Source organism: Hominimerdicola intestinalis, from assembly GCF_054655215.1.
On sequence record NZ_BAAHNZ010000002.1, the window covers coordinates 228,502 to 248,008 of the forward strand.

Here is a 19,507-nt window from a genome sequence, read left to right on the forward strand (position 1 = left end):
ATGAAAAGAATAGAACTCTGTGAAAACGGAATACATTTCGTCCTTGATATAAACGATGAAAACGAAGCAAAGCTGCTGCATTTTTCCGCACTGCCGTTTGATGAAAAAAATATAACCTCCCGTACCGGTACGCTTGGCTTCCGTCTTGCTGAAATAAACGTTTCCGGTCTGGACAGGCCGTATGAAAGACACGGCAACAAGTACATAGTAACTGCTCCCGGCTACAGAATGAAATTCAGGGATTTTACCGATACTGCAAACCAGCTTGGAAGAAAGCTTGAGATCACGACATTCGATGAAGAAACAGGAATAGAAGCTATATCTCATTTTCAGTTCTGCAATGGTATCTCAGTTGTCCGTACATGGACCTCGGTCATCAATAACGGTACAGAAAACCGTACTCTTGAATATGTATCCTCATTCAATATAAACGGCATAGAAAAAGAAGGCTTACTTGAACAGGACAAGAAAATGGAGCTTTCCGTATGCCACAACTCATGGCAGAGAGAGCTTCAATGGTCAAAATATACCCTTCCTCAGCTCGGACTGGAGCAATGCCAGCCCAAGGATTACCAGCATTCCTCAAAGGTCATCGGCTTTACAAATGTCGGAAACTGGTCAGCTAAGGAATATGTGCCTATGGGATTTCTGGAAAATACGGAAATAGGCTCGGCAATATTCTGGCAGATAGAGCATAACGGCTCATGGCACTGGGAGATCTCCGATCAGGAGGGTCATCTGTATCTTCAGCTTTCAGGCCCGTCGGAAATAGAATCTCACTGGTGCAGGGTACTGAAGCCGGGAGAACGTTTTGAATCCGTTCCCTGCGCCGTAGGAGTATGCGCTTCCTCCGCTGAGAACGGCTACAGCTGCTTTGACGGCGCAATGGGTGAGCTTACAAAATACCGCCGTAAAATACGCCGCCGCAATGCCGACAACGAAAGGCTTGCCGTAATTTTCAACGACTATATGAATTGTCTGTGGGGCGATCCTACGACGGAAAAGGAGCTTCCGCTGATCGACGCTGCTGCAGAAGCCGGCTGTGAATATTACTGCATAGACGCAGGCTGGTATGCCGACGGCTTCTGGTGGGACTGGGTAGGCGAATGGAAAGAAAGCCGCAGACGCTTTCCCAACGGACTTAAAGAGGTAACTGATCATATCCGCTCAAAAGGTATGATACCAGGAGTATGGCTTGAGCTAGAAGTAATGGGAATTAAATGTCCTATGGCTCAGACCGTCTGCGACGATACATGGTTCTTTACACGCCACGGAGAAAGGGTTCACGACCGTTCACGCTATCAGCTTGATTTCAGAAATCCGAAAGTTATCGCTCATGCTTACGAAGTTATCGACAGGCTTGTTTCAGAATACGGTGTAGGCTATATAAAAATGGACTATAATATCGAGCCGGGTATCGGTACAGAGCAGAATGCCGACAGCGCAGGCGACGGACTTTTACAGCATGAAAGAGCATATCTCTCGTGGCTTGACGGAATATTTAAGAAGTATCCTAAACTTATTATCGAAAACTGCTCATCCGGCGGACTGAGAATGGATTACGCAATGCTGTCGCGCTATTCTATCCAGTCCACCTCAGATCAGGACGATTACAGAAAATACTGCACTATCGCTGCTAATTCCCCGTCGGCTCTCTGTCCTGAACAGTCGGCTGTATGGAGCTATCCTATGACCTCGGGAGATAAGGAGGAGGTCATATTCAATATGGTCAATGCAATGCTTCTCAGAGTTCACCAGAGCGGACATCTGGGAAATATAGAGCCTGAAAGAAAGGCTTTGGTGAAGGAAGCGCTTTCCGTTTACAGGAAGATACGATCCGATATAAAAAATTCCGTTCCGTTCTGGAGTCTGGGCACATCGAAATTTTCTGACGAATGGGTATCGCTGGGACTGAGAACCGAACATACCGCATATCTTGCCGTATGGAGAAGAGAAAGCGCCGACAGCGCCTGTGTGCTTCCTGTATCATTCCTGAACGGCAGAAACGCTGAGATCAGCTGTATTTATCCGTCCTGCAACGAGGAAAAATTCTTTTACAGCAAGGAAAAGTCAGCAGTTACCGTTCAGCTCAGAAAACCTTATACCGCCAGATTATTCAAGCTCGTCTTTTAATTTTGTTGTCGATATAAAAAATCTTACGGTAAGGTAAAGTATACAAAGAGAAATAAACAAACCATCGCCGGTTCTTGTATAGACGCTTTCCGCTTTCAGCATTTTGATACTGTCTGCAATTACCGCCCGCTGCGAGCTTTTTATTGACGAGGATTCTTCGCCCCAAGGAGTTATGACCGCAGAGATACCGCAGTTCCCCGAACGAAGCGTATAACGCTGATTTTCAACCGAACGGAGTATACTGTGGCGGTAATGAGCGTATCTGGCGAAGCTTTTGCCGAACCATGAATCATTAGTCGGGATCACAAAAAACTCGCCTCCCTGCTCTGCCTGCCGACGGAAAACAGACGAATAGATACTCTCGATACAAATACCGCAGCCTATTTCATAATCCTGAGTTTCTATAGGCTGAGTATACTCGTCATCGTCGCAGCAGGAAACGGTAGACAGTCCGAATAATCCGGCCAATGGGATCTTTTCTCCGAAGGGAACCAGTATCTGCTTATAATAGGGTCTTTCTCCTGCGCCGTCGGGAGTAAAGACATAAAGAGCATTATAGGTTTTTCCGCTGTGTTCACAGAATGCCCCCGAACATATTATAACGTTTTTTTCCTTTGCAAGCGAAAGAAGTCCTTTGAAATTTTCGCTCTCTTCATCAAAGGTCTTAGGAACGGCAGTTTCCGGCAGGAGAATAAAGTCTGTATTGTCAGCCCAGTTTTCTGACAGTACGGATATATAATGCTGTGCGGCTTCCTTTCCGTTCAGCTTGGATTTATCCTTACCTTCAACATCGTCCTGAGCGATAAGCACATTAAGGTTTTCTCCGCTTTCCGCAATAAGGTTCTTAACGTATAAAATATGATTCGCCCCGTAGAAAACGGTTAAAGAAACAACGGCGGCAGAGCATATTATACAGCCAAGTTTTTGTCTAATGCTTCTGCGGCTAAATCCGTATGCGATAAAGCCGTTTGTTATGAGAATAATAAGAGAAGTAAATTTACCTCCCAGCAAGCTTGATGACTGTATAAATTCCTGCCACGAAACAGCAGAAAGCGAAACTGTAGACCAAGGAAACGAAAGCACAAAAACATTTTCGCAAAGCCATTCCCCTACCGTATATAAAATAGAAAAGCTGAATATATCCCATATTCCGCCGCATTTAATTTTCTGAAAAAATATTATCGGTACAGAAATAAGCAGGGTCAGCCACAGCGAAAGCGAAAGCAGAGCAATTACCGACAGAAGCATTCCTATCACCGCCGGCAGAGGTATCAGCCTATAAACCGTAATAAGGAACGAGCAGGAGGTAAGCTGCATAAAAAATACAAAAATATGCCAGCTTTTAAGCCATGAGAACCTGCCGTTAAATATTTCCTTATCATATATAACGCTGTAAAACATCGGAATATAGGCTATAAGCGACAATACAGGAATATCTGCGCAGGTCTGAATAATTCCCGCCGTAACTCCGCAGATTATTAGAATCAGCTTCAGTTTCAAAAATCTCACCTGCTTTTCAACTTTTATGTATATAAGCTTCAGCAGAATTTATCTTTCCCAAAATGCTTTGATTTATTATTTCCCCAAGAAAGGAGGTCTGTAAAATGATAATAAACGTACCGGATTTTGCTCAGCACGCAATAGAACTGCTTGAAAAAAACGGATATGAAGCCTACTGTGTAGGCGGCTGCGTAAGAGACAGCCTTATCGGAAAAGAACCATATGATTGGGATATATGCACAAATGCGCTTCCGTCAGATATGCAGGAGGTTTTCTCTGATTGTAGAACTATTGAAACAGGACTGAAACATGGCACGTTGACTGTTATAATAGACAGAAACGCCGTTGAAATAACGTCATACCGCAGCGACGGAAATTACGCCGACCACCGCCGACCTCAGAGCGTTGAATTTATAAGCGACCTAAAGGGCGACCTTGAAAGACGTGATTTTACTATAAACGCTATGTGCTACAATCCAAAGCAGGGACTGATAGATATTTTCGGAGGTGCAAACGACCTTGACAAAAAAATCATCAGGTGCGTTGGAGAGCCTCGGAAACGCTTTAAAGAGGACGCGCTGAGAATACTTCGGGCAATACGCTTTGCTTCGGTTTTAGGCTTTGAGCTTGAAAAGAATACGAAAGAGTCGGTTTTTGCTGAAAAAGAGCTTTTGCGCTGTATATCTGCGGAAAGAATATTTTCCGAGCTGAAAAAGCTTGTATGCGGAAAAGACGCAGCGGAGATACTGCTTGAGTACGGCGAAGTAATTGGCGTATTTATTCCTGAGATACTGCAATGTATCGGCTTCAGGCAGAATAATCCTCATCACTGCTTCACAGTCTGGGAGCATATATGCAGAAGCGTCGGATATTGCAGACCCGAACCGGCTATACGGCTTACAATGCTGCTCCACGACATAGCCAAGCCGAAAATGGCTGTTACCGACGAAAACGGCGTAGATCACTTCAAAAAGCATCAGTTTGCCGGAGCTGAAATATCGGCGGAGATACTGCACCGCCTGCACTGCGATAATATGTCGCTGAGATATATCCACGATCTGATATATGAACATGACAACCGCATTCCCGCTGAAAGAAAAGCTGTAAAAAGATTTATATCAAAATACAGCTTTGACTTTTTTATGGATTACCTCGAAGTCAGACGAGCAGATACCTATGCTCAGTCAGATTATAAAAAGGCGGAAAAGCTGAAAAACCTGGACGAGCTTGCTTTGATAGCCTTTGAGCTTGACGCAGAAAACGCCTGCATGAAAATATCGGATCTTGACGCAGACGGAAACGATCTTATAGAGCTTGGATTAAGCGGACGGGAAATAGGCTCTGCGCTTGACCGTATACTTGAAGCAGTTATTTCCGAGGAAATAATAAACAACAGAGAAGAAATACTGAAATATGTAAGGGACGTAATTTTATGATAAGAACGAAGCAGCTGATATTCTTGATCATGACCATCTTATGGTGCGCTGTAATATTTATGTTTTCAGCTCAGAATGCCGAAACTTCCAGCGAAACCAGCGGTTCTTTAATAGAAACGGTATGCAATTTCATAGTACCTGAGTTTGACAGCTTTACGGGAAGCCAACGCAGCAATTTCGTTGAAGACCTTCAGTTTTTTGTACGCAAATCAGCACATTTCACTGCTTACTTAATCCTAGGCATTTTAGCCTTTAACTCAATAAAAGCGAAAAAGCCAGCTGTAAGGTTTTTTATTCCGACAGCTTTTGCTTTTATTTATGCCTGCACTGACGAGCTTCATCAGTATTTTGTTCCCGGAAGAAGCTGTGAATTCCGAGATATATGCATAGATACTCTGGGAGCGGCAGCGGGAACAGCGGCGGCGCTTGCTTTCTCGGCGGTTATTTCCGCAAAACGGAATAAAAAAGAAAAAGACCGTATTACCGGCTAATGAAATCCGGTAAATACGGTCTTATATAGATTATATGCTCTTATAAAACGGCTTTACGTCTTTAACTGCGTTTCTGCCGAATTCGCTGTCAAATCTGACAAGATCCAAATATTTTCCGTTGGAATACGGCATTCCGGCGTTTGCGATCATTCCGAAAATACTATCCTTATCTCCCTCAAAATCTGCAACAATAAGATAGCTCTGTTCTTTATCTATCATCATTAAAAGCAGATATAATGCATGAACATTTTTATTTGATTTGACTGCCCTGCATATCGCCTTTGTCATTTCCTCAGGATATTCCGCCGGCAATCCCAGCTTAACTTTTGTACCATTCGGAAAACTTTGTTCGCACATAACGGCTTCCCCACTCTTAGGTATGGGTTTCTTCGACGCTTCTTTCTCGTTTTCCTCCTTGACTGCATTGTCTATTATGCCTGCCATATTCTTATCTAATATAAAATTAAAACCAAATGGATTTATAACTGCTCCGTCGACTTTTTCAACCATCTGCCAAATATCTTTATAATTTATTATTAATCCGCTGTATTTACTATTTTTGTCAAATAATCTTAATTGATACCAATCGGTAAATATCGGATAAAATGCTTTCCCTTGAGAATTTTTGATCAGAGGTATTCCAAAACAGCTGTTTTTTTTAAAAGTACACTTATTTCCGCCGTTTCGCTCGATATCTAATTGTTCAGTATCCGCCGGGATAAGAAATTCCGCCTTTACCAATTCTCTAAACATATTTAATTCAAGTATCCGGTCAGCTCTTTTTATGCTGTACGCCTGAAAAAACACATTTGCCGCCCGACAGAACGAAGGATTCATTACAGGTCTGCTGACTTTAGGAACACTTGAAAAATCAGGCTTTTCGATTATGTCACACAGATCCGTCCAAAGATAAGTCTGTCCGTTATCAATTATAACCGCCTCGATACCGTTCATATAAAGCTTCTGGAAAAAGCCCAATCTGTCCCCGTAACTGATTTCTTCCGAAGTAGTAAATATATACTGCTGGTTCAAAAAATCGCAAAATTGATTATAATACGCAATATCAGTAAATATATAAGCGCACGCTTTTCCGTTTTCTATTCCTATGTAAAAGTTATGGGTGGATTTAGTATAAGCCGCCCATAGTACAGGCTCTGTCTTAATACGGTCTATAATAAGCTCATAAACCTTGACGCTTTTTCTTTTATTATACTTTTTTATAAGTTCTTGTATGGTTTTCATTATTTATACCCCCCCTATTTACATTTATTGTTTATCTGCCAATTTTCTCTCTTCTAACCGCTTCAGGATATAATTCAGCAGCTTATTTACACCGATACCTATAAGGACTCCGAGCAGACTTCCTATTATTACATCTGACGGGAAGTGAACATAAAAATACAGTCGTGAAAATGCTATCAAGGCCGCCAAAATATACGCCGGTATTCCCAGCTTTTTGTTATGCATATAAACTGCTGTAGCGGCGGCAAATGAAGAAGCCGAATGTCCTGACGGAAAAGAGTATCCGCTTGGCTGCCTTATTATCGTATCTATCGCACTGTTCTGTATAAAAGGACGCTCCCTTGCGATTATTCCCTTTATAATTCCGTCGTTGAGTATTACCTCGGTTATGAGGGTAACAGCTGTAAAAACCCCTATTCTGCGTGTCTTTGGTATGCACAGCAGAACTATACATAAAGCGATCCATATATATCCGTTATCCCCGGATAAAGTAACCGCCTGCATTATAAAATCCAGAACCTTACTGTGAAGCTTCTGTAAAAAATCCAAGACCGCAAAATCTATATTTGTTATAGCCTCCATAACTTTCCGCCTTTCGTGCTGCTTTAATTTAATTAGTATACCACAAAATTAACAAAATTGCAATATAGATATTGCCATGAGCTATAATTTTATGGTATACTAGCTTTATATAAAGTAATTAAATTTTAAGGAGAATTATTTTGTTAAAGCTGTTTAAATATCTGAAAAACTATAAGCTTCAGAGCATTATCGGACCTTTGTTCAAGCTGATAGAGGCCTGCTTTGAGCTGGCTGTGCCTTTGGTTATGGCAAAAATAATAGACGTAGGAATTGCACGGGCGGATAAAAACTATATTATAAGCATGGGAGGGGTTTTGGTTTTTCTCGGCGTACTGGGTCTGCTGTGCTCTCTTACCGCTCAGTATTTTGCCGCCAAGGCTTCTCTGGGTTTCGGAACTGAGCTGAGGAGGGATCTGTATCATCATATAAACACCCTGTCTCATGCTGAAATAGACAAGCTCGGAAGCTCTACTCTGGTAACTCGTATGACTGTAGATATCAATCAGGCTCAGACAGGAGTAAATATGCTCCTCAGACTTTTCCTGAGATCGCCGTTTATCGTAATCGGCTCTATTATAATGGCTTTTACTATTTCGGTAAAACTGACGCTTATTTTCCTTATTGCGGCGCCGATCCTGGGACTTATAATTTATCTTGTAATGACTAAAACCGTTCCTATGTTTAAAAACATACAGAAAAAGCTTGATAAAACTACTCTTATGGTAGATGAGAACCTTTCGGGAGTCAGAGTTATACGAGCGTTTTCCCGTCAGAAAAACGAAGAAGATGAATTTCATAAAAACGCCGACGAGCTTTTCGGTTTGCAGGTTAAAGCAGGTAAGATCTCCGCGCTTATGAATCCCTGCACCTACGTTATTGTCTATATAGCCATAATTGCTATAATCTGGTTCGGAGGGATCGACGTCAATATCGGCGGTATTACACAGGGAGAGCTTATCGCTCTTACAAGCTATATGAATCAGATACTTCTGGCTTTGCTTGCCGTTGCGGTTCTTGTTACGTCGATAACCAGGGCTCAGGCCTCGTCTATAAGGATAAATGAGGTCTTTCAGTATAAAACGTCCGTATCGGACGAAGGCAATCAGACTGTTAACGAAAATGAAAACAGTCCTAGGGTCATATTTGACAACGTTACCTTTTCTTATAACGACTCGGAAGAGCCTGCACTTAAAAATATAACCTTTACCGCAGAAAAAGGCGAAACTGTCGGAATTATAGGAGGAACCGGCTCAGGAAAATCAACTCTTGTAAATCTCATGCCGGGGTTTTACAGGTATCGCAGCGGAAAGCTTCTAATAGACGGATATGAAACGGGAAAATACCCATTTGAACAGCTCAGACATAAGATAGGTATAGTTCCTCAGCGGGCAGTATTGTTTAAAGGCACGATAAGAGAAAATATGCAGTGGCGCGACAAAAACGCATCAGATGAAGAAATATACAAAGCGCTTGAAATAGCACAGGCGCTTGAATTTGTAAACGCCAAGCCGGAAAAACTGGATCATATGATAATGCAGGAAGGAAAAAATCTTTCAGGAGGTCAGCGTCAGCGTCTTACTATAGCAAGAGCGCTGGTCGGCAGTCCTGAGATACTGATACTCGACGACTCCGCTTCTGCCTTGGATCTCTCGACCGATGCAAAGCTCAGAAGAGCAATTGCCGAAAAAACACAGGATATGACTGTATTTATAGTTTCACAGCGTATTTCTTCAATCAGAAATGCAGACAAGATAATAGTTCTTGACGACGGTGAAATTGCAGGGACAGGCACACATTCGCAGCTTTTAAATAACTGTGCCGTTTACAGGGAAATATGTCTTTCACAGCTTTCCGCAGAGGAGGTCGCAGAAAATGGATAAGAAAAAAACAGTATCTGATAAGGAGTCGATTTTCAAGCCGCTTATAAGTTATGCCGGGCCTCATATATGGCTGCTTGTAATTGCTTTGATACTGGCAGTGATCTCCGTAGCGGCAACGCTTTACGCACCTATCCTTATGGGCAGAGGTATCGATCTGATAATTGACGAGGGAAATGTGGATTTTAACGGGCTTATTCCGATACTGATAAAACTTGCAGCAGTCGTGACGGTAACCGGAATTTCCCAATGGCTTATGTCGCTATGCACAAATAAAGTAACCTACAATACTGTACGTGATATAAGAAACGACGCTTTTAAAAATCTTCAGCAGCTTCCTCTGAAATATATAGACGGTCATTCACACGGAGATATTATGAGCCGTCTTGTAACTGACGTAGAACAGATATCAGATGGGCTTATCATGGGGTTTGCTCAGCTTTTTACGGGAATTGTAACTATTTTCGGAACGCTGTTCTTTATGCTTTCCATCAATGTAAAAATAACTTTGGCAGTAGTAATAATCACACCTATTTCTCTTTTTGTCGCAAGATTTATTGCTAAAAACACCTTCAGGCTTTTTCAAAAGCAGTCGGAGGCCAGAGGCGAAATGACTTCTCTTGTAGAAGAAATGATCGGCAATCAGAAAGTAGTTAAAGCCTTTGCATATGAAAAAGAATCCGAAGAAAAATTTGACGTGCTTAATAAAAATCTTCAGCAGGTCGGAGTTAAGGCTACCTTCTTTTCTTCTCTGACAAACCCGTCTACACGTTTTATAAACGGTCTTGTTTATACCAGCGTAGGTATTATCGGAGCATTTGCGGCGATAGGAGGAGGTTTCTCTGTAGGTCAGCTTTCATGCTTCCTGACCTATGCAAACCAGTACACTAAACCGTTCAATGAGATCTCCGGCGTAGTTACCGAGCTTCAAAGCGCTTTCGCTTCGGCAAAACGGGTCTTTGAAGTTATCAACGAACCGGCAGAAGCTCCCGACAGTCCGGAAGCAGAGGTTCTTGAAAGTGTGGACGGAACTTTAAAGGCAGAAAATGTAAGCTTTTCCTATAATCCCGAAATACCGCTGATAGAAGACTTTAATATTTCAGTAAGCTCAGGTCAGAAGATCGCTATTGTCGGCCCTACCGGCTGCGGGAAAACAACGTTAATAAACCTGCTTATGAGATTTTACGACGTAACGGGAGGAAAAATAATTCTCAGCAGTATTCCGATAAAGCAGTGCACCAGAAATTCTATGCGTTCAATGTACGGTATGGTCTTGCAGGAAACCTGGCTGAAAACCGGAACAATACGGGATAATATCGCATACGGCAAGCCTGACGCTTCTATTGAGGAGATTACCCGTGCCGCTAAGTCTGCTCACTGCCACGGTTTTATAAAAAGACTGCCCGACGGTTACGATACAGTTATTTCTGAGGACGGCGGCTCGCTTTCTCAAGGTCAGAAACAGCTGTTATGTATTGCAAGGGTTATGCTTGCGCTGCCGCCTATGCTTATTCTTGACGAAGCTACTTCTTCTATAGATACAAGAACTGAGATCCTGATACAGCAGACCTTTAATGAAATGATGAAGGGACGCACAAGCTTTATAATAGCTCATAGGCTGTCTACAATTAAGGAAGCCGACTGTATACTTGTTATGAATTCCGGCCATATTATCGAACAGGGAACGCACAGCGAGCTTATGAATAAGAACGGCTTTTACGCTCAGCTTTATAATTCGCAGTTCAGCGTATAAAAAAATGTATTTAAAAAGCCTGAACCGACACTGCTGGCAAAGCAGTCTGGGTTCAGGCTTTAATATTATGCAATTTTATTGTATCAAAGCTTTCTGGAGCATATATCTATCCAGCAGCAGTCTTCGCAGACCTCGTTAAGCTTCCCTTTTGATACTATCTGATCATAGGCTTTTTTAAAAAATAAACTGGACTTAATTTCTTCACCATTATGAAAACCGCAGTAAAACGCTGTTTTTATATCGTATTTCTCTGCCTTTTCCTTACAGCTTCCGGAAAACAGATCAGGACATTCATTACACAGATCATCATATCCGAAAACTATTTTTATTACAGGATCATTGTTCAGCTTTTCTATTACGGAATACATATTCTTTGTAAAATCTTCGCTGTAGCCCTTTCCTTCAAAAAAGCGTACGCACAAAGCATGATGAGGCCTAAGCTTTAATTCCTGCATATTTTCTTACCCTTTCTGTAACTATTGCGGCACAGACTATTTTTACTGCGTCAGGAATCAGAAAAGGAGTTACACACCAGCCGATAACCGTTCCAAGACCTACCGCACCGGTATTTTGCGTATATACTATCATATACCACGCTGTACCGAAAGCATAGCAAACTGCAAGACCGACTATCATGGAAACAATAAAAACAGGAATACTTCTTCCCAGCAGCCTTTCCATTAGCCACATAATAAGGGCGGTAAAAATAAAACCGACTATATATCCTCCGGTAGTTCCTGAAATAACGCCCATTCCTCCTGAAAAGCCGGAAAATACGGGCACTCCTACCGCTCCAAGCAAAACGTATCCTGTAACCGCCGCTGTTCCGAGCTTACCTCCGAGTATTCCGACAGCCGCAAATATTCCGAAAGTCTGTAGCGTAAACGGAACAACAGTAGGGACGGCTATCCATGAGCATATTGTTATCAATGCTATAAACAGTCCGCAGTAGGTCAGATTCTTTATCTTGTTTTTGTTTGTCAACTTAAACACGTCCTTTCAGTTGACAATTATATCATAAACCGCCGCACTTGTCAACCTATATTTTATTATTAGTTGACAATATTAATGAAATTACTGATCGAAATAAAATCACGAACATATAACAAATCAAATATATTCAATTTGAATCTTAGCGTTGATTTCCGCGCCGTGCTTACTTTTTTGACTTGACAACACGGAATAAATAAGGTATAATATTAATTTGATAGTACAGAAATTTTTATGAACAGGAGAGTTTATATTATGGCAAATACAATTTCTAAGGCAGGATATGCTAAGCTTGAACAGGATCTTGAGCATCTTGTTACAGTCCGCAGAAGCGAGGTTGCGGAAAAGCTTAAAGAAGCACGTTCTTTCGGAGATCTTTCGGAAAATGCAGAGTATGACGAGGCTAAAAACGAACAGGGAATCCTTGAAGCCAGGATCGCCGAGCTTGAAAATATTCTTGCAAACGCTGTCGTAGTTGATGATGATGATATTTCGATTACAGAAGTTGGCGTAGGCTCAATAATAAAAATACGCGACATTGAACTGGACGAGGTTGAAACCCTGCAGATCGTCGGCTCTACGGAATCCGATCCTGAAAATAATAAGATCTCCGATGAATCTCCTATAGGAAAAGCCGCAATAAACAAAAAGGTCGGAGATGTCTTTGAAGTCGAAGCTCCTGTTGGAGTAATTAAATTTGAGGTCCTCGAGATCTCAAAGTAAATCTGCCCGAAAGGAAGATCAGCCAATGAGTGAAGAAATAAAAAGCAATTCCCCCGATGAAGAAATTTCAGCGGAGGATATAAACGTACTGAAAAAAATACGCATGGACAAGCTGGAAGAGCTTAAAGCCGCCGGAAATAATCCCTTTGAAATAACTAAATATAATGTTACCGCTCATAACGCAGACGCAAAAGCCGAATATGAGGCTTTTGAAGCAACCTGCAAGGAACAGGCCGGCGACGATGAAGAGAAGCTTAAAGAACTGCTTGAAACAGGCAGAAAAACCGTAAGCATAGCCGGAAGAATAATGTCATGGCGCGATATGGGAAAAGCGAATTTCATAGATATCCGTGACAAAACCGACAGAATGCAGGTTTACGTTCGTATGAACGATATAGGAAAAGAAGAGTTTGCGGAATTTAAAAAATGGGATATTGGAGATATTGTTGGAGTTGAGGGTTTTGTTTTCAGAACAAGAAGAGGAGAGATCTCTGTTCATGCCCTGAAAATAACAATGCTTTCAAAATCACTGCTTCCGCTTCCGGAAAAATGGCATGGACTTAAAGACCAGGATACAAGATACCGTCAGAGATATACCGATCTTATCTGCAATCCTGAGGTTAAGGATACTTTCATAAAGCGCTCTCAGATAATTTCGTCGATAAGAAGATACCTGGATTCACAGGGATTTATAGAGGTTGAAACTCCTATGCTGGTATCAAATGCCGGCGGAGCTGCCGCAAGACCCTTTGAAACACACTACAATGCCCTTGACGAAGACGTCAAGCTGAGAATTTCCCTTGAGCTTTACCTTAAAAGGCTCATTGTAGGAGGACTTGAAAGAGTTTATGAAATCGGCAGAGTTTTCAGAAACGAGGGTGTAGACGCACGTCATAATCCTGAATTTACTCTTATGGAGCTTTATCAGGCTTACACCGATTATTACGGAATGATGGATCTGACAGAGAATATGTTCAGGCACGTTGCAACGGAGGTTTGCGGAACAACGACGATTCCATACGGTGATGTTATGATTGATCTGGGCAAACCGTTTGAAAGAATGACTATGATCGAAGCCGTAAAGAAATATTCCGGTGTTGACTTCTCTGAGGTAAAAACTGAAGAAGAAGCCAAAAAGCTTGCCGACGAGCGTCATATCGAATATGAAGCAAGGCATAAAAAGGGCGATATTCTTAATTTATTCTTTGAGGAATATGTTGAGGAGCATCTTATTCAGCCTACATTTATAATGGATCACCCGATAGAGATTTCTCCTCTTACAAAGAAAAAGCCGGACGATCCGGAATATGTTGAAAGATTTGAGCTGTTCATCACTGGCAGAGAGATGTGCAACGCTTATTCCGAGCTTAACGACCCTGTTGACCAGCGTGAAAGATTTATAGCTCAGGAGGAGCTGCTCAAGCAGGGCGACGACGAAGCAAACCGCATTGATGAGGACTTCCTCAGAGCGCTTGAAATCGGTATGCCTCCTACAGGCGGAATCGGATATGGAATAGACAGGCTTGTTATGCTTCTGACAAATTCGCCTGCTATAAGAGATGTTCTGCTGTTCCCGACAATGAAGACCCTAAACTAAAAAATCCCGTTAAATAAAGGGGATTCGGAGTAGGAACAATCGGTTTTACCCACGATTTACCCATTTTAAGAAATCAAAGAACTTGGCTATATAATAAAAACGCCCTTGTTTTTATGAAACGGGGCGTTTATTTTAGAATATAAAAATCAATAAAATCACAGAACAATCCAAGGTGGATGCTATGACAAAAGCGATTAACGACGCTATTGCTTCGATAGAAAAGAAGCCGATTGATAAGCCTACCTCCCCGGAAACCGGCGACAACAGCAATATGTGGCTGCCGGTTATGCTTGCGGCAGGCGCAGGCTTAACCGGCACGATGGTTACGGCAGAAAAACTAAGTAAAACGGTTAAGTAAAAAGGTTGCGGGGCAGCGGTAAGCCACCCCGCTTTTCTTTTTCCGGCAAACTTTTTGCAATCCTTCCCTTGACAAACCCTATCAGCTAATATACAATATGCAGTACACATTATACATTAAGAGTGAATGAGCCGGACACTTTCCTGTAGGTATAAGCAAACCGCCTGTGCGGTCAGGTTTGAAAAATGGAAATCCTATTCAAATTTCCACGGGGACATATCATGATCTCACTGCAAATTGCTGATTACAACGAGTGAAAAATCAGGACAATCCACTCTTTTCAATTCTTCCACCATAGCTTTGCTTTCTGCCGAAACCTTTTTGCTACAATTTTTTTTATAATCATTTCCATCTTCCAAAGCGTATTTGCTTATCTATGTCGGGAGTATATTGCTCTAATTGCGGTTCTTCAGGATTGGCGTAACCAATACCGATAAATACAGGTATCATATAAGTCGGCGGCACTTTCAGTTTTTTCTTAACTGCATCGTGTTCTTTATTCAGCGGTATACGCATTGAGCAGGATAGACCTTCTGCCGCCCCTGCTAAAAAGATATTTTCTATCACACACCAAATAGTTGCAAAGGGATTTAATTTTGAAACATATTCGCCGTTCAATTCCTTACATCTGAATACGGGAATGATGACATACGTCGCTTCCTTCAGCATGGTATATTGTTTGGGCATAGCATAACCGTACATTTTTTGCCCCAATGTGATCGGATAAGGTCTGGGCATATTCAAATATCTGTCGGCATCGAATTTATCCGCAATCACCTTGGCTTCGGAAAAGGCATATTCTTTTTCTTCATCGGTTCTTAAAACAATAAACTTCCAATTGCGGTTATGATCCCAAGTGGGGGCTTTGTTTCCTGCTTCCAAAATTCTTTTAATGATCTCAAAACCGACTTCTTTTTCTAAAAACTCTCTCGTAGTTTTTCTTTTGCTGATTGCTTCATAAAATTCCATAATTCAAACCTCCGTTTCCTGATTGATAAGCTCAGTCAAATTTTTTGTAAATGTCCGAGAAAGATCAATTAGCTGTTTTTGCTCCTCCTGTGTAAACATAGACATTGCCGTATCTTCTGCCCATGTGATGTGACGGACAACTTTTTCACAGTAAGCTTTTCCTGCTTTGGTTATCCTTACTAATTTCTCCCTCTTATTTTCTTTGCGCTCCTCAACAGTTACATACGCTTCGTTTAAAAGATTTCGTATAATCAGATTGACTGTCTGTTTAGACTGAAAGGTTCGCTGACAAATTTCCTTCTGCGTTATTCCGTCTTTTGCATAAAACAAAACATTTAATACCAGAAATGTATTCATTAAAATACCATTGTTCTTGGCATATTCATCATACAGCGCAAATTGCTCATCCCTAAATTTGCAATAGAGAAAGGCATTCCTTCTATCCTCTTTGGTCATTTACTTCACCTCACTAATATATCAAAAGCAGATATTAGTCAATTGATTGACTAATATTATACTATGTTTCCTTGCCTTTGTCAAGCAAGTTTAAGAAATCTTACAGTCATGATATAAAATTTATATATCAATCCCACCGTAAAGGTAGAGTATAATTTTATTATAATAAATAGCGGCAGCCTTTTTCAGACTGCCGCTTATATATTACCTGCTTCATGGACGTTTTCTAGCTATACTCTTTTGTTGTTAACACAATTTCCTGCTGACCAACTTTTACTTTTCTTATCAAAGAATAAATTTCAATATCGGGAAAGAAAAGCAAATCCGATTCTTTATCTTAATACTCTGCAACTAATACCGTTCCCGCAAAAAATCAAATTTTCAGCGACAATAAAATTATGAAATACATTTAAGAATTTTTTGTATATCTTCATCAATACAAATTGACTGCTTTTCAATTTCACAGGGGCATAATGATCCTTCTTTATTTATACACGCATAGGTGGCCTGCGGATTTTTTGCAGTCATTTGCCAAAACGGATACTTTATAATAACCGGAGTGTTAAAACCAACTCCAAGCTCTAAGAACAAAACCCGCAAATTCTTATGTCTGAGAATAAAGTCCTCGTACCTGTTAGCTGCTTCATACCAACCCTCATCCTGCACAAAGGTATTATCGCAGCGCAGATTAATTGTCATAGGCTCACCGCAGACGGGGCATCTCGGTATAAGTTCGCTCGGAACTTTCATATCAGTCTGCTTTGCTATCATCTGACGGACAATTTCTTCGTTATCATATGTCTTTTGATGACAGCCTTTCGAGCATTGTAGCAGACCGTAATCACCCTGTGTATAAAACAGGCGTTTTTTATCAAAACCCGCTTTTTGAAAACAATGGTCTACATTCGTAGTCAGAACAAAATAATCCTTATCATTCATCAATTCAAACAATCGGGAGTAGGTATCGTTCGGTGTATTCACATAGCGATTGTAAAAAATATGCCTTGACCACCATGCCCAGTATTCTTCAAGGTATTGATAGGGATAAAAACCACCGGAATACATATCTGTAATCCCATACTTCTTGCGGAAGTCAGAAAAATACTGCTCAAAGCGTTCCCCTGAATAGGTGAAGCCTGCCGCTGCTGATAATCCCGAGCCTGCGCCGATTACTACAGCATCAGCGGCTTCGAGTTCATTTTTCAGCCTTTTTATATTATCCGAGTAACTTCTGGTAGATGTTGTAATCGAGTTCCTTAAAAACATTGAATATCACCTCAATCTCGCTGTGGGTTCTTTGCTTGTACTCCCGTGCTGTGTTAATCGCTATTTCTGCTGCTCTATCATTCGGAAAATGAAACTCTCCCGTAGAAATGCAGCAGAAAGCAATACTTTTTATACCATTCTGTTCTGCGAGTTCCAAACAAGAACGATAACAGTCTGCAAGCAGTTCTATATTTTTCTTTGTAAGTCTGCTATATATAATCGGGCCGACTGTGTGTATCACATAGTCACTCGGCAGATTAAACGCCGGCGTGATTTTCGCTTTGCCAGTTTCTTCATTATGTTGTTGCCGAACCATAATTTCCGCACAAGCTGCCCGAAGCTGTACTCCGGCAAAGGTATGAATCGCATTGTCTACGCAGCCATGGTTCGGACAAAAACAGCCAAGCATTTGACTGTTTGCTGCGTTTACGATCGCGCCGCATTTCAGCGTTGTAATATCGCCTCGCCATAGATAAATACCGGATTTAATCGGATCAAGTGTTTTATAATCGGTAATGCCCTTCGCCGCTGCTTCAGTTTGCAAGTATTCATCCTGAATACGCAAAAACTCCTCGTTTGTTTCCCTCGGCATACGAATATTGAATAATGCCCTGAGCAGACTCTTTTGCTCCTGCTCATTCTGTGGAATCTCCAAATTACGGTACTGCGGCTGTTCATTTAGCAAAGAGCGTATTAAATAGATTCTTTTTTCAGCTTGCGTCATAGGCTTCATCTCTTTTCTATTGCTTTGACAGGACAGATTTCTATACACCGCCCACAGTGCAGGCAATGGTTTTGGTCGATTTGAGCCGGTATGCAGCTTAAATCAATACACTTCTGCGGACAGGTTTCATAGCAGGAGCCGCAGCCTACACAGTTCTTTCCGATGGCATATCCGCCTTGTGCGGCTTTTGTCTTTCCAATTACAAAGCTTTCTCTGATGATATGTACCGGATCGGATATATCAAAATACTCGCCCTGTGCTTCATAGATTTGAAAAACCTCCAAGGCCGTCCGTGTATCACCCGGATAGATACTCTGCATATATGTGTTCTTATCAAAAATTTCATCGAGCCTTTCCGAGCCGATATTCCTGATCTGCCCCCGCAAAGAAATTGCCGCCTTGCTTTTCGTTGCCGACAGGGCAATATACTGTTGTTCTATCAGTTGTGTATAAAACGCTTTGCCTTTGGCAGTAAGGAAATAAACACCATCCGGGTCCCATAACATCATATTAATGACACGGGTTTGAGGGTGTCCGTCTGCACCAATAGTGGCAACAGTAGTAGAGTGAAAGTCCTCCACGAGCATTTTCAAATAGTAATCCGTGTTCATTTTATTGCCCTCCTTTCAGAATCGGCGTTACCTTTTTATATATCAGCATTGTAAATGCTCCGATCGCTAACCCTTTTATCAGGAGGTTAAAAGGAAAAGCATTGTAAAGCACTACATCCAATTTTGTATGAATAAACGGGATAATCGCACCGAAAGAAGCAATAAGCTGGTCCAACGGCATAAACTGCTCAAATGCAGGAAACAGAATAAAATAGTTTACTGCTGCGGCTATTATTCCCATAATCATGCTTGATACAATACAGGCAATCCAAGTGTTTGTTTTCGTTTTATTGCGGCAATAGATAAGTCCTGCTGAAAACACATAGGTGCCGCCAATTAAAAGGTTCGCAAGCTCTCCGACACCGGCGGTAATGGTAGAAAGAAGCTGCAAAGCGTTTTTAGCAAGTTCAATTATCAGTCCCGATAATGGGCCGAAAGCAAATGCACCGATCAAAGCCGGAAAATCTGATAAGCCAAATCGTGCGAATGATGGTGACAGCGGAACTGGTATTTCAGCAAATGCAAAGATAAAGGAAATTGCGGAAAGTATAGCTGTTATTACAACCGCTCTTACATTCAGCGCACGCTTTTTTGTGTTTGTTTCTGCGTTCAGATTCCTCCTGCGAGATATGAATTAGATTAGAACAGCCCCGCCGTGATTTATGGCGAGGCTTTCCCGTCATATCTTCTTCCATCCGGACTATAGCCGTCGATCACGGATTCGCACCGTATCAGCCGCACAAGCGGTTCGCAGACTTTACTTCCGATTAGAAATTTCGCCTTGCCTCAAAGATTAGAT

At 41.6% G+C, this 19,507-nt stretch carries 19 protein-coding genes and 1 riboswitch; of the genes, 8 read left to right on the plus strand and 11 right to left on the minus strand.

The features are described from left to right. Complete coding sequence (locus tag ACYQ0H_RS03450) at nucleotides 1–2,133, plus strand: glycoside hydrolase family 36 protein (protein ID WP_459811446.1); 2,133 nt, start codon at nucleotides 1–3, stop codon at nucleotides 2,131–2,133. Here ACYQ0H_RS03450 and lnt read toward each other — a convergent pair. Next, the gene (gene lnt, locus ACYQ0H_RS03455; protein WP_459811447.1) at nucleotides 2,113–3,633 is read right to left on the minus strand and encodes an apolipoprotein N-acyltransferase; all 1,521 of its coding nucleotides are present in this window, start codon (nucleotides 3,631–3,633) and stop codon (nucleotides 2,113–2,115) included. The genes ACYQ0H_RS03450 and lnt overlap by 21 nt on opposite strands. A 104-nt stretch (nucleotides 3,634–3,737) precedes the next feature. Here lnt and ACYQ0H_RS03460 point away from each other — a divergent pair, with 104 nt between their 5' ends. Both ACYQ0H_RS03460 and ACYQ0H_RS03465 read left to right on the plus strand, forming a co-directional pair. Further along, nucleotides 3,738–5,069 (plus strand): CCA tRNA nucleotidyltransferase, encoded by a 1,332-nt coding sequence (locus ACYQ0H_RS03460; RefSeq protein WP_459811448.1) that lies wholly within the window; start codon nucleotides 3,738–3,740, stop codon nucleotides 5,067–5,069. Next, nucleotides 5,066–5,560, plus strand: a complete 495-nt coding sequence (locus tag ACYQ0H_RS03465) for a VanZ family protein (protein ID WP_459811449.1) — start codon at nucleotides 5,066–5,068, stop codon at nucleotides 5,558–5,560. Before ACYQ0H_RS03460 ends, ACYQ0H_RS03465 begins: the two co-directional genes overlap by 4 nt. Before the next feature lie 30 nt (nucleotides 5,561–5,590). Here the strand turns inward: ACYQ0H_RS03465 and ACYQ0H_RS03470 are convergent, their stop codons facing one another. Continuing rightward, nucleotides 5,591–6,802, minus strand: coding sequence for an enhanced serine sensitivity protein SseB (locus ACYQ0H_RS03470; protein ID WP_459811450.1), 1,212 nt, complete (start codon nucleotides 6,800–6,802; stop codon nucleotides 5,591–5,593). Between the two features lie 24 nt (nucleotides 6,803–6,826). Further along, the gene (locus ACYQ0H_RS03475; RefSeq protein WP_459811451.1) at nucleotides 6,827–7,384 is read right to left on the minus strand and encodes a phosphatase PAP2 family protein; all 558 of its coding nucleotides are present in this window, start codon (nucleotides 7,382–7,384) and stop codon (nucleotides 6,827–6,829) included. A 140-nt stretch (nucleotides 7,385–7,524) separates the two neighbouring features. On the opposite strand from ACYQ0H_RS03475, the gene ACYQ0H_RS03480 reads away from it, so the two are divergent. Further along, nucleotides 7,525–9,264: an ABC transporter ATP-binding protein gene (locus ACYQ0H_RS03480; RefSeq protein ID WP_459811453.1), complete on the plus strand. Its 1,740-nt coding sequence runs from the start codon at nucleotides 7,525–7,527 to the stop codon at nucleotides 9,262–9,264. Further along, complete coding sequence (locus tag ACYQ0H_RS03485) at nucleotides 9,257–11,014, plus strand: ABC transporter ATP-binding protein (protein WP_459811454.1); 1,758 nt, start codon at nucleotides 9,257–9,259, stop codon at nucleotides 11,012–11,014. The genes ACYQ0H_RS03480 and ACYQ0H_RS03485 overlap by 8 nt, the downstream gene beginning before the upstream one ends. An 83-nt stretch (nucleotides 11,015–11,097) precedes the next feature. On the opposite strand, the gene ACYQ0H_RS03490 is transcribed toward ACYQ0H_RS03485, so the two are convergent. After that, on the minus strand, nucleotides 11,098–11,469 hold the full coding sequence (locus tag ACYQ0H_RS03490) for a DUF1284 domain-containing protein (RefSeq protein ID WP_459811455.1): 372 nt from the start codon (nucleotides 11,467–11,469) through the stop codon (nucleotides 11,098–11,100). Beyond that, a complete protein-coding gene (locus tag ACYQ0H_RS03495) occupies nucleotides 11,450–11,998 on the minus strand; it encodes a biotin transporter BioY (protein WP_459811456.1) in 549 nt (182 codons plus the stop codon). The genes ACYQ0H_RS03490 and ACYQ0H_RS03495 overlap by 20 nt, the downstream gene beginning before the upstream one ends. Nucleotides 11,999–12,259: 261 nt before the next feature. Here ACYQ0H_RS03495 and greA point away from each other — a divergent pair, with 261 nt between their 5' ends. The 3 genes from greA to ACYQ0H_RS03510 all read left to right on the plus strand — a co-directional run bounded on the left by greA (nucleotide 12,260) and on the right by ACYQ0H_RS03510 (nucleotide 14,682). Next, complete coding sequence (greA, locus tag ACYQ0H_RS03500) at nucleotides 12,260–12,727, plus strand: transcription elongation factor GreA (RefSeq protein WP_459811457.1); 468 nt, start codon at nucleotides 12,260–12,262, stop codon at nucleotides 12,725–12,727. A gap of 25 nt (nucleotides 12,728–12,752) precedes the next feature. Beyond that, the gene (lysS, locus tag ACYQ0H_RS03505) at nucleotides 12,753–14,324 is read left to right on the plus strand and encodes a lysine--tRNA ligase (protein WP_459811458.1); all 1,572 of its coding nucleotides are present in this window, start codon (nucleotides 12,753–12,755) and stop codon (nucleotides 14,322–14,324) included. A 181-nt stretch (nucleotides 14,325–14,505) separates the two neighbouring features. Then, entirely contained in the window at nucleotides 14,506–14,682 is a 177-nt protein-coding gene (locus ACYQ0H_RS03510) for a hypothetical protein (RefSeq protein WP_459811459.1), read from the plus strand. A gap of 342 nt (nucleotides 14,683–15,024) precedes the next feature. Here ACYQ0H_RS03510 and ACYQ0H_RS03515 read toward each other — a convergent pair whose 3' ends face one another. The 6 genes from ACYQ0H_RS03515 to ACYQ0H_RS03540 form a co-directional block, all read right to left on the minus strand. Further along, complete coding sequence (locus tag ACYQ0H_RS03515; protein WP_459811460.1) at nucleotides 15,025–15,651, minus strand: nitroreductase family protein; 627 nt, start codon at nucleotides 15,649–15,651, stop codon at nucleotides 15,025–15,027. Between the two features lie 3 nt (nucleotides 15,652–15,654). After that, nucleotides 15,655–16,107 carry a MarR family winged helix-turn-helix transcriptional regulator gene (locus tag ACYQ0H_RS03520; protein ID WP_459811461.1) on the minus strand — a complete coding sequence of 151 codons (453 nt, stop codon included), beginning with the start codon at nucleotides 16,105–16,107 and terminating at the stop codon, nucleotides 15,655–15,657. 396 nt (nucleotides 16,108–16,503) lie between these two features. Continuing rightward, the gene (locus ACYQ0H_RS03525) at nucleotides 16,504–17,373 is read right to left on the minus strand and encodes an SIR2 family NAD-dependent protein deacylase (protein ID WP_459811462.1); all 870 of its coding nucleotides are present in this window, start codon (nucleotides 17,371–17,373) and stop codon (nucleotides 16,504–16,506) included. Continuing rightward, nucleotides 17,324–18,097 (minus strand): protein-ADP-ribose hydrolase, encoded by a 774-nt coding sequence (locus ACYQ0H_RS03530; RefSeq protein WP_459811463.1) that lies wholly within the window; start codon nucleotides 18,095–18,097, stop codon nucleotides 17,324–17,326. The genes ACYQ0H_RS03525 and ACYQ0H_RS03530 overlap by 50 nt, the downstream gene beginning before the upstream one ends. A 5-nt stretch (nucleotides 18,098–18,102) precedes the next feature. Beyond that, on the minus strand, nucleotides 18,103–18,708 hold the full coding sequence (locus ACYQ0H_RS03535) for a 4Fe-4S binding protein (RefSeq protein WP_459811464.1): 606 nt from the start codon (nucleotides 18,706–18,708) through the stop codon (nucleotides 18,103–18,105). 1 nt (nucleotide 18,709) lies between these two features. After that, the gene (locus tag ACYQ0H_RS03540) at nucleotides 18,710–19,339 is read right to left on the minus strand and encodes an ECF transporter S component (RefSeq protein WP_459811584.1); all 630 of its coding nucleotides are present in this window, start codon (nucleotides 19,337–19,339) and stop codon (nucleotides 18,710–18,712) included. 48 nt (nucleotides 19,340–19,387) lie between these two features. Next, a riboswitch (FMN riboswitch) is annotated at nucleotides 19,388–19,506 on the minus strand. Nucleotide 19,507 lies beyond the last annotated feature (1 nt).

Bases quoted from the DNA above. Each gene is read 5' to 3' on its own strand.
- ACYQ0H_RS03470 (WP_459811450.1), bottom strand. From the start codon at position 6,802: ATGAAAACCATACAAGAACTTATAAAAAAGTATAATAAAAGAAAAAGC.
- ACYQ0H_RS03465 (WP_459811449.1), top strand. From the start codon at position 5,066: ATGATAAGAACGAAGCAGCTGATATTCTTGATCATGACCATCTTATGG.
- ACYQ0H_RS03510 (WP_459811459.1), top strand. From the start codon at position 14,506: ATGACAAAAGCGATTAACGACGCTATTGCTTCGATAGAAAAGAAGCCG.
- lysS (WP_459811458.1), top strand. From the start codon at position 12,753: ATGAGTGAAGAAATAAAAAGCAATTCCCCCGATGAAGAAATTTCAGCG.
- ACYQ0H_RS03485 (WP_459811454.1), top strand. From the start codon at position 9,257: ATGGATAAGAAAAAAACAGTATCTGATAAGGAGTCGATTTTCAAGCCG.
- ACYQ0H_RS03535 (WP_459811464.1), bottom strand. From the start codon at position 18,708: ATGAACACGGATTACTATTTGAAAATGCTCGTGGAGGACTTTCACTCT.
- ACYQ0H_RS03475 (WP_459811451.1), bottom strand. From the start codon at position 7,384: ATGGAGGCTATAACAAATATAGATTTTGCGGTCTTGGATTTTTTACAG.
- ACYQ0H_RS03530 (WP_459811463.1), bottom strand. From the start codon at position 18,097: ATGACGCAAGCTGAAAAAAGAATCTATTTAATACGCTCTTTGCTAAAT.
- ACYQ0H_RS03490 (WP_459811455.1), bottom strand. From the start codon at position 11,469: ATGCAGGAATTAAAGCTTAGGCCTCATCATGCTTTGTGCGTACGCTTT.
- greA (WP_459811457.1), top strand. From the start codon at position 12,260: ATGGCAAATACAATTTCTAAGGCAGGATATGCTAAGCTTGAACAGGAT.
- ACYQ0H_RS03525 (WP_459811462.1), bottom strand. From the start codon at position 17,373: ATGTTTTTAAGGAACTCGATTACAACATCTACCAGAAGTTACTCGGAT.
- ACYQ0H_RS03515 (WP_459811460.1), bottom strand. From the start codon at position 15,651: ATGGAATTTTATGAAGCAATCAGCAAAAGAAAAACTACGAGAGAGTTT.
- ACYQ0H_RS03520 (WP_459811461.1), bottom strand. From the start codon at position 16,107: ATGACCAAAGAGGATAGAAGGAATGCCTTTCTCTATTGCAAATTTAGG.
- ACYQ0H_RS03450 (WP_459811446.1), top strand. From the start codon at position 1: ATGAAAAGAATAGAACTCTGTGAAAACGGAATACATTTCGTCCTTGAT.
- ACYQ0H_RS03460 (WP_459811448.1), top strand. From the start codon at position 3,738: ATGATAATAAACGTACCGGATTTTGCTCAGCACGCAATAGAACTGCTT.